Source organism: Sulfitobacter sp. LC.270.F.C4 (assembly GCF_032922545.1).
Taxonomy (GTDB): domain Bacteria; phylum Pseudomonadota; class Alphaproteobacteria; order Rhodobacterales; family Rhodobacteraceae; genus Sulfitobacter; species Sulfitobacter profundi.
This window is the reverse complement of record NZ_CP136692.1, coordinates 2,460,793-2,475,544: the sequence shown is the minus strand read 5'-3', so window position 1 is coordinate 2,475,544 and position 14,752 is coordinate 2,460,793. Positions and strand designations below refer to the sequence as shown.

The 14,752-nt window shown below is 63.5% G+C and carries 14 protein-coding genes; 10 read left to right on the top strand and 4 right to left on the bottom strand.

Annotated features, from left to right (window positions below; genetic code table 11):
* Positions 1 to 4 precede the first annotated feature (4 nt).
* The 4 genes from R1T45_RS15990 (at position 5) to rarD (ending at position 2,390) form a co-directional block, all read left to right on the top strand.
* Positions 5 to 604, top strand: coding sequence for a superoxide dismutase (locus R1T45_RS15990; protein WP_067942327.1), 600 nt, complete (start codon positions 5 to 7; stop codon positions 602 to 604).
* A gap of 137 nt (positions 605 to 741) precedes the next feature.
* Positions 742 to 951, top strand: a complete 210-nt coding sequence (locus R1T45_RS15985; protein ID WP_067630683.1) for a hypothetical protein — start codon at positions 742 to 744, stop codon at positions 949 to 951.
* Positions 948 to 1,403 (top strand): host attachment family protein, encoded by a 456-nt coding sequence (locus R1T45_RS15980; RefSeq protein ID WP_120350750.1) that lies wholly within the window; start codon positions 948 to 950, stop codon positions 1,401 to 1,403. The genes R1T45_RS15985 and R1T45_RS15980 overlap by 4 nt, the downstream gene beginning before the upstream one ends.
* Before the next feature lie 66 nt (positions 1,404 to 1,469).
* Entirely contained in the window at positions 1,470 to 2,390 is a 921-nt protein-coding gene (gene rarD, locus R1T45_RS15975; protein WP_317389572.1) for an EamA family transporter RarD, read from the top strand.
* Here the strand turns inward: rarD and R1T45_RS15970 are convergent.
* Positions 2,327 to 2,875: a TIGR00730 family Rossman fold protein gene (locus R1T45_RS15970; protein ID WP_132443684.1), complete on the bottom strand. Its 549-nt coding sequence runs from the start codon at positions 2,873 to 2,875 to the stop codon at positions 2,327 to 2,329. The genes rarD and R1T45_RS15970 overlap by 64 nt on opposite strands.
* A 104-nt stretch (positions 2,876 to 2,979) precedes the next feature.
* Here R1T45_RS15970 and R1T45_RS15965 point away from each other — a divergent pair, with 104 nt between their 5' ends.
* The 3 genes from R1T45_RS15965 to R1T45_RS15955 all read left to right on the top strand — a co-directional run bounded on the left by R1T45_RS15965 (position 2,980) and on the right by R1T45_RS15955 (position 8,198).
* Positions 2,980 to 5,265, top strand: coding sequence for a LysM peptidoglycan-binding domain-containing protein (locus R1T45_RS15965; protein WP_317389571.1), 2,286 nt, complete (start codon positions 2,980 to 2,982; stop codon positions 5,263 to 5,265).
* Between the two features lie 216 nt (positions 5,266 to 5,481).
* On the top strand, positions 5,482 to 7,266 hold the full coding sequence (locus R1T45_RS15960; RefSeq protein WP_317391108.1) for an ABC transporter ATP-binding protein/permease: 1,785 nt from the start codon (positions 5,482 to 5,484) through the stop codon (positions 7,264 to 7,266).
* Positions 7,267 to 7,382: 116 nt separating this feature from the next.
* Positions 7,383 to 8,198 carry an ion transporter gene (locus tag R1T45_RS15955; protein WP_317389570.1) on the top strand — a complete coding sequence of 272 codons (816 nt, stop codon included), beginning with the start codon at positions 7,383 to 7,385 and terminating at the stop codon, positions 8,196 to 8,198.
* Between the two features lie 21 nt (positions 8,199 to 8,219).
* Here the strand turns inward: R1T45_RS15955 and R1T45_RS15950 are convergent, their stop codons facing one another.
* Positions 8,220 to 8,669 (bottom strand): DUF302 domain-containing protein, encoded by a 450-nt coding sequence (locus R1T45_RS15950; protein WP_132443683.1) that lies wholly within the window; start codon positions 8,667 to 8,669, stop codon positions 8,220 to 8,222.
* Between the two features lie 148 nt (positions 8,670 to 8,817).
* On the opposite strand from R1T45_RS15950, the gene R1T45_RS15945 reads away from it, so the two are divergent.
* The 3 genes from R1T45_RS15945 to der all read left to right on the top strand — a co-directional run bounded on the left by R1T45_RS15945 (position 8,818) and on the right by der (position 12,514).
* Positions 8,818 to 9,522, top strand: coding sequence for a tetratricopeptide repeat protein (locus R1T45_RS15945; protein ID WP_120350756.1), 705 nt, complete (start codon positions 8,818 to 8,820; stop codon positions 9,520 to 9,522).
* A gap of 67 nt (positions 9,523 to 9,589) precedes the next feature.
* Positions 9,590 to 10,972, top strand: a complete 1,383-nt coding sequence (locus tag R1T45_RS15940) for a PQQ-like beta-propeller repeat protein (RefSeq protein ID WP_120350757.1) — start codon at positions 9,590 to 9,592, stop codon at positions 10,970 to 10,972.
* 60 nt (positions 10,973 to 11,032) lie between these two features.
* Complete coding sequence (der, locus tag R1T45_RS15935; protein ID WP_067630706.1) at positions 11,033 to 12,514, top strand: ribosome biogenesis GTPase Der; 1,482 nt, start codon at positions 11,033 to 11,035, stop codon at positions 12,512 to 12,514.
* Positions 12,515 to 12,520: 6 nt separating this feature from the next.
* Here der and R1T45_RS15930 read toward each other — a convergent pair whose 3' ends face one another.
* Positions 12,521 to 13,237 (bottom strand): hypothetical protein, encoded by a 717-nt coding sequence (locus R1T45_RS15930; protein WP_317389569.1) that lies wholly within the window; start codon positions 13,235 to 13,237, stop codon positions 12,521 to 12,523.
* Between the two features lie 151 nt (positions 13,238 to 13,388).
* Positions 13,389 to 14,681, bottom strand: a complete 1,293-nt coding sequence (gene serS / locus R1T45_RS15925; RefSeq protein ID WP_317389568.1) for a serine--tRNA ligase — start codon at positions 14,679 to 14,681, stop codon at positions 13,389 to 13,391.
* Positions 14,682 to 14,752 lie beyond the last annotated feature (71 nt).

The window sequence follows — 14,752 nt, the reverse complement described above, 5'->3', positions numbered from 1 at the left end:
AGAAATGGCTTTTGAACTTCCCGATCTCCCCTATGCCCACGACGCGCTTGCATCCAAAGGCATGTCCAAGGAAACGCTGGAATACCACCACGACAAGCACCACAACGCCTATGTGACCAACGGCAACAAGGCGATCGAAGGCACCGAGTGGGAGGGCAAGACCCTCGAAGAGATCATCAAGGGCACCTATGACCCGAACGCCGTGGCGCAGTCCGGCATTTTCAACAACATCAGCCAGCTGTGGAACCACAACCAGTTCTGGGAAATGATGAGCCCCGAAGACAACAAGCTTCCCGGCGAGCTGGAAAAAGCGATCACCGAGAGCTTTGGTTCCGTCGACAAGTTTAAGGATGAGTTCAAAGCCGCAGGCGCGGGCCAGTTCGGCTCGGGCTGGGCGTGGCTGGTTAAGGATAAAGACGGCAGCCTGAAGGTCACCAAGACCGAGAACGGCGTGAACCCGATCTGCTTTGACCAAACGGCACTGCTGGGCTGCGACGTGTGGGAACACTCCTACTACATCGACTTCCGCAACGCGCGCCCCGACTACCTTTCGAACTTCCTCGACAATCTGGTGAACTGGGACAACGTCGCCTCGCGTCTGTGACGTGACCCTCCGGCCTTCAGGCTGGCCCCGAGTGACAGACAGAACCCCGCAGCCTGCTGCGGGGTTTTTTCGTTGGAACCCAAGCCCCTTCGCGGATGTTTTTCCCCTGAGACTTCACGTCAAAAAAGGAGGACAACATGGCCGAGCGGAAACGATCCAACGACGGTACCAAGGAAACGGAAAAATTCCTCTCCGAGACTGAGACGCCAGACCAAGGTGGCCGCGCCGGGGGAGACCTGCAAAAGGACGTGGGCACCCAAGACGCCATGCGCCGCGCCGAGAAGGGCGAAGACGGCGTGACCCGTGTCACCGGCGAAGACAAACGCAACCACGGAGAGCCTTCATGACCAAACTCAGCCAAGATACATGGGTGCTGATCGCGGACGGCGAAAAAGCCCTTTTCCTGCAAAACCACACGGATGGCGAAGACCCTTATCTTCAGGTCGTGCGCAAGGAAGAGCAGGAAAATCCCCCGACGCGGGAACAAGCCGCCAACCGCCCCGGACGTATGAGCGACGGGCCCAGCGGGCACCGCTCTGCCTTTGACGATACCGATTGGCACGAGCTGGAAAAAGAGCGCTTTGCCAAAGACTTGGCGGACATTCTTTACAAGCTTGCCCACAAGGGACGTTTCGAGCGGATCGTTCTGGTGGCGCCACCCGCCGTGCTGGGTGATCTGCGCGATGATCTTCACAAAGAGGTGCGGAACAAGGTCGTGGGCGAAATCCCCAAGACCCTGACCAACCACCCCATTGATGAGATCGAAAAGATCGTGGCCGGGGAACTGGCCCAGGCCTGACTTTTCCCTTGGCGCGGGAATTGATTGCCTTCACAAGGAAGCAGTCTACCGCGCCAAGGATTTCCAATGACCGACACCACCAAGGGTTTCGCCGCCATGATCGCGGCCTGCTGCATCTGGGGGCTGTCGTCGATCTTCTATAAATTGTTGTCGCATGTGCCCGCCGCCGAGGTGCTCGCGCATCGTACCCTATGGTCGCTGGTGTTTTTCATCATCGTCTTGACGGTACAGCGGCGTCTGCGGGCGGTATTCGACGCGATGGCGGGGCCGCGGGCCTTTGGTCTGCTCGCCTTCGCGGCGCTGGTGATCGCGACGAACTGGTATCTTTTCATCTCAGCGGTGCAGAGCGGGCAGGCGACCGAGGCCGCTTTGGGCTACTACATCTTCCCGCTGGTCTCCGTCCTGCTGGGGCGGCTGGTCTTTGGCGAGCGGCTGAGCCCTGTGCAGCTCTTCGCGGTCGGTTTGGTCACCGTGGCCGTCTCATTGCTCACCTACGGGCTGGGCACCGCGCCCTGGCTCGCCCTGGCGCTGGCGGCCTCCTTCGGGCTTTATGGGCTGGCGAAAAAGCGGTTGGCGGTGGGGCCGGTGGTCTCCGTCACGGCGGAGGTACTGCTTTTGTCGCCCCTCGCGGTGCTCGTGCTGTGGCAAACGGGTGACAATGGGGCCGGGGCCTTTGGTGCGTCGTTTCGCGATACGGCGCTTTTGATACTGGCCGGACCGATCACGGCCACGCCGCTGATCCTGTTCAGCTACGCCGCGCGGCGCCTGTCGATGGCGACGGCCGGATTGCTGAGCTACATCAATCCGACCTTGCAGTTTTTCTGCGCCGTGGTCCTGTTTCGCGAGCCTTTCACTGGCTGGCATGTGCAGGCTTTCGTTCTGATCTGGTGCGCGTTGGCGGTCTATTCCGTCAGCAGCTTCCGTCAGGACAAGGCGCGGCGCAGGGCGCTGAGAGCGGCATCGGCATCCGCCACTACGGTGACGTAATTCAATAGCGTCGCATCGGCAAAACCATGAGCCACGACATGGTTCATCAATGACATGAACGGATCCCAGTATCCGTTTGTGTTCACAAGGAAAATCGGTTTTTCATGTAGGCCCAACTGGCGCCATGTCAGCACCTCGAAAAGCTCATCCAGCGATCCCGCGCCGCCGGGCAAAACGGCTACGGCATCGCAGTTCATGAACATCACTTTTTTGCGTTCATGCATCGTCTCGGTTACGATGTAGCGGGTCAGATCGGTCTTGCCGACTTCCCATGCAACAAGATGCGCGGGGATCACGCCAAAGGTGTCTCCGCCAGCCGCTTGGGCGGCACGGGCGACGCTGCCCATCAGGCCGACATCGCCAGCGCCATAGACCAGCCGCAGCCCGGCTTCGGCCAGACCACGGCCCAGCGTTTCGGCGTCTTGGGTGAAGGCATCGTCATCGCCGGGGCGGGAGCCGCAATAGACACAGACAGAATGTTGCATGGTAAAGCGTCCTGATGATTAGGAAAATTCGGCGCGGATCGTCTGCGCTTTTGACCCCTGTTAGCCTGCTTGCTAAAAAGGCTCAACCACAGGGGAAGTAGAAGATGTTCAAGGGATTTGGCCGGTTTGGCGGCATGGGAGCGATGGCGGCGGGCGCCTTTGCGGCGGCGGTGCTGGCGCTTGGTGCTTGGATCGGCAGCAAGCGCAGCGGGCCGGAGGAGGCAGGACAAACCACGGTGGCCGTGCTCCCCGAACGCGATGCCACCCCAGAGAACGCCACGCTTGTGCCAAATGCCGTGCAGGGCGTTTCCGTGGGCCCCGAAGACGCGGCAGCGACGGAGCCCAAGGTCACACAGCAAGCGACAGAGCCGCAAGTGTCAGAACCGCAGGCCCCGGCCTTTGACGAAGTGCGCCGCGAAAGCGATGGGATGACCGTGATCGCAGGCCGCGCGGCCCCCGGCAGCAGCGTGGCAGTTTTGAAAGACGGCAAGGAGATCGCCACCGCCACCGCCGATGGGTCCGGAAAGTTCGCGACCCTCGCGATGATCCCCCCCGACGGCAAGGGCCATGTGCTGACGCTTTTGGGGCAGGACGGTGAGACCAAGCTCGCCTCGGAAGAAGAAATCATCCTCACGCCGAACGCAGCGCCTCTGCAGATGGCAGAGGCGGACACCACGCTCGAGCAAAGCCCGCTTGGGATTGCGGAGGAGGGCGCGGACCCCGGTGGCGAGGCGGCAGCAGACGAGGGTGCCGAGCCTGACCCCGCATCGCCGGGCGACGCGCAGGTTGAGTCTGAAGCCTCTGACGTGACCTCGCTTGCCGAGGCGGAGATGACGCGAGAGACGCCTGCGGATCAGACGGCTTCGACCGATGCACCTGCCGAAGAGCGGGACGAGGCCGCAATCGAGCCCGCCGCGACCGCTCCGGAGCAGGCGACCCCGCTGGCCGGGACCGCGACCGCCGAGGCTGCCGAAAGCCAGCCAACATCTGACGACGGTTCGCCAGCGCCCGCCGCTGCAAGCGAGACGGCCACAGCGGAGCAAGAGACCATTGAGGGCGGAGGCCAATCCGAGCCTACGGAAACCGGCGGGGCTCAGGGCAGCGCATCAGAGCAGGAGCCTGCCGCGGGTGAAGGAGCGATTGCCAACATATCCGACCCCACCCAAGCCACACCGCTTTCCGGAACTGGCACGGCGGAGGGCGTGAACGCCGCCCCAGAGCAAGAGGCTGCCGCGGGTGAAGGAGCGATTGCCAACATATCCGACCCCACCCAAGCCACACCGCTTTCCGGAACTGGCACGGCGGAGGGGGTGAACGCCGCCCCAGAGCAAGAGGCTGCCACGGGCGAAGGAGAGACTGCCACCGTCTCTGACCCCACTCAGGCCACACCGCTTTCCGAAACCGGCACCGCGGAGGGAGCGGGCTCCGCACCGGAGCAGGACCAAGCCACCGAGGCGGGGGAAGACCTTGCCACCGGCACCGCGCCCTCTCAAGCGACTCCGTTGGCCGGAACGGGCACTGGCGCGGGGTTGGCCGGAACGGGCACTGGCGCGGGGTTGGCCGGAACGGGCACCAGCGCGGGCGACAATACTGCGCCTGACCAAGGGCAACAGACGACCTCTGACACCCCAGCCCAAGCCACGCCGCTGGCGGAGACCGGAACGGCGGATCCCGCCACTGGCGCTGCCGACGGTACCGCTTCCCCTGCGCAGGGGGCCACGACGCCAAATCCCACAACCGATGCCCCCAGCCTCGCGGAACGCGACGCGCCCAGCCCTGAGACCACAAACCCGACGCCCACGAAAGAAACCGACACCACCGCCGCCCCGGCTCAGCCATCTGCGCCAGCCCCGGTGCTGAAATCCACGGCCGAGGGGGTGGAGCGGCTCGACACCGCGCCACCGCAAGTCATGACCAATGTGGCGCTCGACACTATCGGCTATTCCGATCAGGGGGACGTGCAACTCGCAGGCCGTGCGCAGCCGGACACCAGCGAAGTGCGCGTCTATCTCAACAACAACGCGGTGATCAGCCTGCCGGTCGATCAGGAGGGCCGCTGGCGGGGCGATCTGCCCAATGTCGATGAGGGCGTCTATACCCTGCGGGTGGATGAGCTTTCTCGCGCAGGCGATGTGACCAGCCGGGTAGAGACACCCTTCAAACGCGAATCCCCCGAGGTGCTGGCCGCCGCCACCGAAGGGCTGAGCGGCCCGCTGAGCGCTGTGACCGTCCAGAAAGGCGACACGCTCTGGGCGATCTCACGCGAACGCTACGGTGATCCGTTGCTTTACGTGAAGGTGTTCGAGGCCAATAGCGGCAACATCCGCGACCCCGATCTGATCTACCCCGGACAGGTTTTCGATTTGCCCGAAGAACCCGCATCGGAGTGATCCGACGCCCGACCTCAGGGGCCCAAACCGGGGCGGCATTCGCAGCGCGCAGACCGGCTGTGCGCCGCCTCACACTGGCAACCTCGGCGCATGGGGCCTATGTAGCCTGTAATCACTTCAGGAATTCCCATGCCAGCCGATACAGACCAATCTCCCGCCGCGCGTCGGCGCGACCGCAAAACCCCCAAGCCTGACCGCATCCCCACAGAGGCCGAGATGATCGACGCTGCCGAGCGTCAATCGGGCTTTTTGGTGCTGCGCAAGGTGGCGCCCTACCTTTGGCCCAAGGATATGCCATGGGTGAAGCGCCGGGTGATCTTGGCTATGCTGGCGCTTTTGGTGTCGAAACTGATCATCGTCGCCACGCCGTTTTTTTACCGCGACGCGGTGGATGCGCTGGCGGGCGAGGGCGCGCCGATGCTGGCGCTTGGGGCGATTGGTCTGACCGTGGCCTACGGCATGGCGCGGCTGATGGGCGTGGGCTTTCAGCAGGTGCGTGATGCGGTCTTTGCCCGTGTCGGGCAGCGCGCCCTGCGGATGTTGGCGCTTGAGACCTTTCAACACATCCACAAACTGTCGATGCGCTATCACATCACCCGCAAGACCGGGGGCCTCAGCCGGATCATCGAGCGTGGTGTCAAAGGCGTCGATTTTCTGCTGCGCTTCTTGCTGTTCTCCATCGGGCCGCTGATCCTTGAGCTGATCCTCGTCGGCGTGATCCTCGCCGTTTTGTTCGACATTTGGTATCTGGCGGTCGTGACCGTGACCATCGCGGTCTACGTCTGGTTTACCTTTGCCGTGACCGAATGGCGCGTGCGTCTGCGGCGGCAGATGAACGACAGCGACACCGAGGCCAACCAACGTGCGATCGACAGCCTGCTGAACTATGAGACGGTGAAATACTTCGGCGCCGAGGGCCGTGAGGCCGCGCGTTATGACTTGGCAATGGCGGATTATGAAAACGCGGCAATCAAGACGAACTATTCGCTCGCTTTCCTGAACTTTGGTCAAGCGCTGATCATCACCGCGGGGCTGGTGGGCGTCATGGTCATGGCGGCGATGGGCGTGCAAAGCGGTGAACTCAGCGTCGGTGACTTCGTCATGGTGAACTCCTACATGATCCAATTGACCGTGCCGCTGAACTTCCTTGGCACCGTTTACCGCGAAATCCGTCAGGCGCTGGTGGATATGGGCCAGATGTTCGGCCTGCTCGAACAACCGGCAGAGATTGACGACAAGCCGAATGCGCCGGACCTCAAGGTAACGGGGGGCCATGTGACGCTGGAGAATGTGCGCTTTGCCTATGACACCGACCGGGAAATCCTCAAAGGCGTCTCGCTTGAGGCGCGGCCGGGAGAGACGGTGGCGATTGTCGGCTCGACCGGCTCGGGCAAATCCACCATCGGGCGGCTGTTGTTCCGCTTCTACGATGTCGCCGGGGGCGCGCTGAAGATCGACGGGCAGGATGTGCGTGATGTAACACAGCATTCGCTGCATATGGCGATTGGCGTGGTGCCGCAGGATACGGTGCTGTTCAACGACACCATCGGTTACAACATCGCCTATGGCCGCGATGGGGCGACGCAGCAAGAGGTCGAGGATGCCGCCCGCGCTGCACAGATCCACGATTTCATCATGGCGCTGCCGCAGGGGTATAAGACCACGGTGGGCGAGCGGGGGCTGAAGCTTTCAGGCGGCGAGAAACAGCGCGTGGGCATCGCCCGGACGTTGCTGAAAGACCCGCCGATCCTGCTGCTGGACGAGGCGACAAGCGCGCTTGACAGTGAGACGGAGCATGAGATTCAAGACGCGCTGCGCCGGGCCGGGCAGGGGCGCACGGTGCTGACCATCGCCCACCGTCTGTCGACCATCGCAGAGGCGGATCGCATCGTCGTGCTAGAGAAGGGCGAGATCATCGAGCAGGGCAGCCACGAGATGCTCTTGGCCCAAGGCGGGCGTTATGCCCAGCTATGGCAGCGCCAGCAGGCGGAAGAAGAGTAAACGCCGCGCAGGCCCCGCCTTCTGTTTCGGCAGACGGGCGGGGCATTGCCGCCGATGGTGCAAACCTTGCTGATCTGCTCTTGCGTTGTGTCAAGCGGCACACGATATCTACCGCCATGACCGATCTCTCCCCTCCCTCGCCACAATCGCTGCGCGCCCGCGCGGCGCGACTGGCTGACCGCGCATCGTTTCAGAACTTCATTCTGGGCGTGATTCTTTTCAACGCCTTGATCTTGGGGCTGGAAACCTCGGATGAGGTGATGGCGGAGGTGGGGTCGCTGATCCTGCTGCTCGACAAGGTCTGCCTTGGCATCTTTGTCATTGAGATCGCGATTAAACTCTACGGTCGGGGGATGGATTTCTTCAAACGCGGCTGGAGCATCTTCGACTTCGTGATCGTTGCCATTTCGCTGATCCCGGCGACCCAAGGGCTCAGCGTGTTGCGTGCCCTGCGTATCCTGCGCCTGCTGCGCGTGGTCTCCGTCGCCCCCTCGTTGCGCCGTGTGGTTGAGGGGTTGGTGAACGCGCTGCCGGGCATGGGGTCGGTTTTCCTGCTGATGGGGGTGATCTTTTATATCGCTTCCGTGATGGCCACCAAACTCTTTGGCGCGGATTTCCCGCAGTGGTTCGGCACGCTGGGGCGCTCGGGCTATTCGCTGTTTCAGATCATGACGCTCGAGTCGTGGTCGATGGGCATCGTGCGCCCGGTGATGGAGGTCTATCCCTATGCGTGGATGTTCTTTGTGCCCTTCATCATGGTCACGACCTTCGCGGTGGTGAACCTGCTGGTCGGTCTGATCGTGAACTCAATGCAAGACGCGCATCATGAGGAAAGCAACGAGCAGACCAATACCTACCGCGATGAGGTCATGTCGCGGCTGACCGATCTGGAAAACCTGATCAAAGCGCAGAACACCCCGCCCAAACGCTGAGGTCCGGGCGGGGGAGAGGGGTTACTCTTCGCCGATCGCCTTGGCGGTGAGGTTATCCAGTGCCTCGGTCATCTTAGTGATATATTCGGCCTCTTCCGGCAGACCATGCGCCGTGACCAGCGTCTCGGGCGCGGCATAGGCGACGTGCACCGCGCCTTCACCATCAGCATAGACCAGCACCCGCATCGGCAGATCCAGCCCGGCCGTCTGGGCGTCCTGCATCGCGGGCGTGCCGAGCTTGGGGTTGCCAAAGATCAAAAGCTGCGTTGGGCGCAATTCCATCTCGGCCTTCTCGGCCCCTGCGGCGTGATCGACGCGGGCGAAAACCTCGGCCCCGGCCTCTTCGACGGCGCTTTCCAGCCGGTCCATCGTCGTCACCACGTCATGGGGTGAGACTTTGGCCACCAAATCCTGGGCCAAGGCGGGCACCGCCGCCATCACCAGACCTGCCGCCATTGCAATCGCTCTCATCATCGTCTCCTTTCGCTGCATCCTGCCTCTGACTTAGCGTGACCTCGGCCCGCGCCAAGCGCTCAACACCGTGCTGCGGTTCGCTGGGTCTTGGCTTGGCTGCTCACGCGCGGTAAGAGGGGCAAAATCAGGCCGGGGGCAGGGCGCGATGAGCGATACCGACAGTTTTATTGACGAAGTGAACGAAGAGGTCCGCCGCGACCGGTTTTATGGCCTGCTGCGCCGCTATGGTTGGATCGCTGTGGTCGCTGTGGTTGCCATCGTCGGCGGTGCCGCGTGGAACGAATATAGCAAAGCGCAAGAACGCGCGCAGGCCGAAGCCTTGGGCGATGCCATGCTCGAAGCGCTTGAAGCGGATGCCAGCAATGCCCGCGCCGAAGCGCTTGCCCCGATTGAGGCCGAAGGCCCCGGTGCCCGCGCCGTGTTGAATTTCATGCGCGCCGATGCCTTGGCCGAGGCCGGCGAGATTGACGCCGCCGTTGAACAGCTCGACGCCGTGGCGCTCGACGGCGATCTTGCGCCGATTTACCGCCAACTGGCGCAGTTCAAAGCCGTGACCCTTCAGGGCCAATCGGTGCCCGTGGCAGAGCGGCGTCAGGCGCTCGAAGCACTGGCCCAGCCCGGTGCCCCGCTGCGCCTACTGGCCGAAGAGCAACTGGCCCTGATCGACATCCAAGAGGGTGAGACCGACAAGGCCGTGGCGCGCTACCAATCCATTCTCTCCGATGCGGAAACCACCCCGGACTTGCAACAACGCGCCCTTCAGGTGATTGTGGCCTTGGGTGAAGAACCGGGGGTCGAAGACGCTGCTGCAGCGGCTGAGCTGGAGATCCCCGAAGCAACGGGTGACTGACACATATCCACCCGCCGAAAACGGCGGGGGCGTGAAGGTTGAGGAAAGACAGAAAGTGAGCAGGTCCATGACGAAGCATCGCGAATCCGAACCCGGCCATGCGGGTCTGCGGGGGCTGGGCGTGGCGGGGGCCATCGGTGCCGCGCTGTTGCTGACGGCCTGCGCGGATGAGCAGACCTATCTGCCGGGCAAACGCGAAGACGTGCGCGCGGTGCTGCAAAACCCCGGTGTGCAAGACCCGGCCTTTGACGCCATCGACGGCCCGGTGCCAGAAAACACCAGCCGCGCCATCGCTTTGGGCGGCGCGGTAAACAACGCAAACTGGACCCACAGTGTCGGCACCCCCTCGACCCGCGTGGGCCACCCCGCGTTGCGCAGCACACTGCAGCCGGTCTGGAGCGCCAAGATCGGCGCGGGCGACAGCCGCAAACAGCGCATCACTGCCGATCCGGTGGTTGCGGGCGGGCGCGTCTTTACGCTCGATGCAGGCGCGCAGGTCACTGCGACCTCGACCTCCGGGCAAACGCTCTGGACCCGCGACCTCACCCCCGCATCCGACCGCGAAGGCCAAGCCACCGGTGGCGGGCTCGCCGTGGACGGCGAAACGCTCTACGTCTCTGTGGGCTTTGGTGTTTTGGCCGCGCTCGACGTGACGACAGGCGGAGTGCGTTGGACGCAAGACCTCGACGCCACGGGCTCCGGCACGCCGACCGTCTCGGGCGATCTGGTCTATCTCACGGCGGGTGACGATACCGGCTTCGCGCTCGACAAAACCACAGGCCGCATCCAGTGGCAGACCGGTGCTGTCACCAGCCTCAGCAACGTGTTGGGCGCACCGGCGCCCGCCGTCACCAATGATCTTGCGATCTTTGCCTTCGGCTCGGGTGAGGTTCAGGGGCTGTTCCGTCAAGGCGGGCTTGAGCGGTGGGCGACCTCTGTTCTGGGCAAACGTCAGGGCCGCGCGCTGAGCTTTGTTGGTGACGTGACAAGCGCGCCCGTGGTCTCGGGCGGGACTGTCTATGTGGGCAACCATTCGGGCCGTCTGGCCGCGCTCGACGTTAACAGCGGGGACCGTAAATGGGTCGCGCGCGACGGGGCGATCGGCCCGGTCTGGCCTGCGGGCGATTCTGTTTTCGCGGTCACCGACCTCAATGAACTTGTGCGGCTCGACGCCAGCACGGGCCGCCGCATCTGGGGCACGCCACTGCCGAATTTCGTCAAGGACCGGCCCAGAAGGCAATCCGAAGTCGTGGCGCATTACGGCCCGATCATCGCCGGAGGCCGCGTGATCGTGGCGTCCAACGACGGGGTGCTGCGCAGCTTTGACCCCGTGGGCGGCGGGCTGACGGGCACCACCCAAATCCCCGGCGGGGCGACCACTGCCCCCGTCGTGGCAGGCGGCACGCTTTATGTCGTCTCCACCAAGGGGCAATTGCACGCTTTCCGTTAGGCCGCAAATAGGCTAAGGCGCGTGTCTGAACTGGCCCAACCGGGGCCCGGAGCCTGAATTATGTCCTTTACCCTTGCCATCGTGGGCCGTCCCAATGTCGGGAAATCCACGCTGTTCAACCGCCTTGTCGGCAAACGCCTTGCGCTGGTCGACGACCAGCCCGGCGTGACCCGCGATCTGCGCGAAGGGGCGGCCAAACTGGCCGACCTGCGCTTTACCGTGATCGACACGGCCGGTCTCGAAGAGGTCACCGACGACAGCCTCCAAGGCCGGATGCGCCGCCTGACCGAGCGTGCCGTGGATATGGCCGATATCTGTCTGTTCATGATCGACGCCCGTGTCGGCGTGACCCCGTCGGATATGGTCTTTGCCGAGATCCTGCGCAAAAAATCCGCCCATGTGATTCTCGCCGGTAACAAGGCCGAGGGCAAAGCCGCCGATGCTGGCATGATCGAGGCCTATTCGCTGGGTCTGGGCGAGCCCATTCGCATGTCCGCCGAACATGGCGAAGGTCTGACCGATCTTTACTCCGTGCTGATGCCGCTGGCCGATGAATATGAGGACCGCGCCACGCAGGACGCGCCCGAGACGGATGTGGACCTGCCTGAGGATGACGCCGATCTCGAAGCCGAATCCGTGCCGATGCCCACGCGCGCCAAGCCTTTGCAGGTTGCTGTGGTGGGCCGCCCCAATGCGGGCAAGTCGACGTTGATTAACCAGATTTTGGGCGAGGACCGCTTGCTCACCGGGCCGGAGGCGGGGATCACCCGCGATGCGATCTCTCTCATGACCGAATGGGCCGGGCCGGATGGCGATCCGGTGCCGATGCGGATTTTTGACACCGCCGGGATGCGCAAAAAGGCCAAGGTACAGGAGAAGCTTGAAAAGCTCAGTGTCAGCGATGGTCTGCGCGCGGTGAAATTTGCCGAGGTCGTTGTCGTCCTGCTCGACGCCGAAATCCCGTTTGAGCAGCAAGACCTGCGCATCGCCGATCTGGCCGAACGTGAGGGCCGCGCGGTCGTTGTGGCCGTGAACAAATGGGACATCGAAGAGAACCGTCAGGAAAAGCTGCGCGATCTCAAGGAAAGCTTCGAGAGGCTCTTGCCGCAGCTGCGTGGCGCGCCGCTGATCACTGTTTCGGCCAAAACGGGAAGGGGGCTTGACCGTCTTCAGGCCGCGATCATGCGCGCCTATGAGGTCTGGAACCGCCGGATCACCACCGCACAGCTCAACCGCTGGCTCTCGGGGATGATGGAGGCGCATCCGCCCCCCGCACCGCAGGGCAAGCGCATCAAGCTGCGTTACATGACCCAAGCCAAGACCCGTCCGCCGGGCTTCGTTGTGATGTGCAGCCATCCCGACAAGGTGCCGGACAGCTACACGCGCTATCTGGTTAACGGGTTGCGGTTGGATTTCGACATGCCCGGCACGCCGATCCGTCTGTGGATGCGCGGCCAGTCGGATGCCAACCCCTATAAAAACCGCAAAAAGGCCGCGCCGTCGAAGCTGCGCAAGCACACCGACGGCCGCCGCCGGGACTGACCTCGGTCAGCCCCGCCGAAACGCACTGAGCGTGGGCAGCGCCACAAGGATGCTGCCCCCAAGGGCCAGATAGGCGACCAAGGGCGTTTCGCCCCAATTGGTCACGATCACGCCCACCAGCCCCCAGATCACCGCGATACCGTAGGTGGGGGTCCGGCCAAGGGCGGTTTGCACGATGGCCCCAATCGCCCCTGCGAGCCCGACAAAGACCACGGCTGCCGTCTGCTCTTCCAGATAGCCATAGCCCGCCGCAAGCAGCGCCAGCGACACACAGGATGCGGCAGAGAGCCAGCCCGCGTAGAGCCCCACCGGGGCCGCGGCCCAGAGCGGGTCTTCGACCGGGGCGAGGAACAGGGCGATCAGGGCGGTGATCAGCATGACCCAGATCAGTACCGCCGCCCAGATCGGGCTCATGGTGGCCACCGCGAGCCATGTTGTCCCCACGGCGAGCGACAGGCAGAGCGGCACGCGCATGTCATGCCACTGCCCATCCCGCGGCGCGCGCAAAAGCCCATAGGCCAGTCCGATGATCAGCCAAAGATAGATCACGCCCCAGATGGAAAACGCATAGCCCGCAGGCTGCGCGGGCGGGTTGTCTTGCGGGATCGGGAATTGGTTTGGGTCAAAGCCTGAAAAGCTGGGCACGAAGAAGGGCGAAATCGCGAAGGCGATGCTGAGCAGCAGTGCGAGCGCTGCGATCAGGGTGCGGGAGGATTTGGGCAAGCGGGGGCCTCGCGGGATTAGCTGTTGCGGTACAGCTAATCTTAGAGCGGGCGGGAACCATGGCAACCAAGGGCCATCGCCTACCCGTCCGGGCTGGCAGGCGATGGCCCGGCGCCTGCGGCGCGGATCGGGCCTAGTGGATGCCCCATCCTTAGGCGAGCACACCTTCCGCGGTCAGCGTCGTCTTCCCACCCAAATAGGGCGCCAGCGCGTCCGGCAGTTTCACCGACCCATCCGCCTGCTGGCCATTCTCCAACACCGCGATGAGGCAGCGTCCGACGGCCAAACCAGAACCGTTCAGCGTATGCACGAACTGCGGCTTGCCGCCGCCTTCGGGCTTGAACCGCGCATTCATGCGGCGCGCCTGAAAATCCCCGGTGGTCGAGACCGAGGAAATCTCGCGGTAGCAATTCTGCCCCGGCACCCAAGCCTCGATGTCATAGGTGCGGCGCGCGCCAAAGCCCATGTCCCCGGTGCAGAGGATCACCGTGCGGTAGGGTACGCCGAGTTTTTCAAGGATACCTTCGGCGCAGCCAACCATGCGCTGCTGCTCGGCGTCGCTTTCATCCGGGTGGGTGACCGAGACCATCTCGACCTTCTCAAACTGGTGTTGGCGCAGCATGCCAGCGGTGTCTCGGCCAGCACTCCCGGCCTCGGAGCGGAAGCAGAGGGTATGGGCGGTCAGCCGGATCGGCAGGGCGCTTTCCTCTAACGTGTCGCCGCCCACCGAATAGGTCAGCGGCACTTCGGAGGTCGGGACCAGCCACCAGCCATTGGTGGTTTGATAGCTGTCCTCGCCGAATTTGGGCAGCTTATCCGTGCCATACATCGCCTCGTCGCGCACCAGCACGGGGGTGTTGACCTCAGTCAGGCCATTTTCGTCCACATGGGTGTCGATCATGAACTGCGCCAATGCCCGGTGAATACGGGCCACGCCGCCTTTCAGCATGACAAAACGCGCGCCCGATGTTTTCGAGGCCGTCTCGAAATCCATCCCGGGTTTGACGCTTGCGATCTCATAATGCTCAACCGGGGTGAAATCAAAGCTGGGTTTGTCGCCCCAAACCTTCACCTCGACATTGTCATCCTCATTCGCGCCCTGCGGCACGTCATCGGCGGGGCTGTTGGGGATGCGGGCCAACATGTCGGTCAGCTGTGCATCCAGCTCCTGCGCCTCAGCATTCATCGCGGCGACTTCGGCCTTTTTGTCGCTGACCAGTGCGCGCAGACGCTCAAACTCGGCCTCATCGCCCTTTGCCTTGGCGGCCCCGACTTCCTTGCTGGCCTTGTTCTGCTCGGCCTTGGCGGTTTCGGCGGCGGCGATCTTAGCGCGGCGCGCGGCATCGAGCGACAGCACCGCCTGCGACATCGCAGCCTCGCCCCGGCGGGCGAGAGCGGCGTCAAAAGCCTCGGGATTGTCGCGGATGGCGCGGATGTCGTGCATGGGTTTGTCCTCAAAATCGGGTGAGTCGGTTTTGCTGCCTTATGCCTCAATGTGCTGCGCGGCGGTAGGGG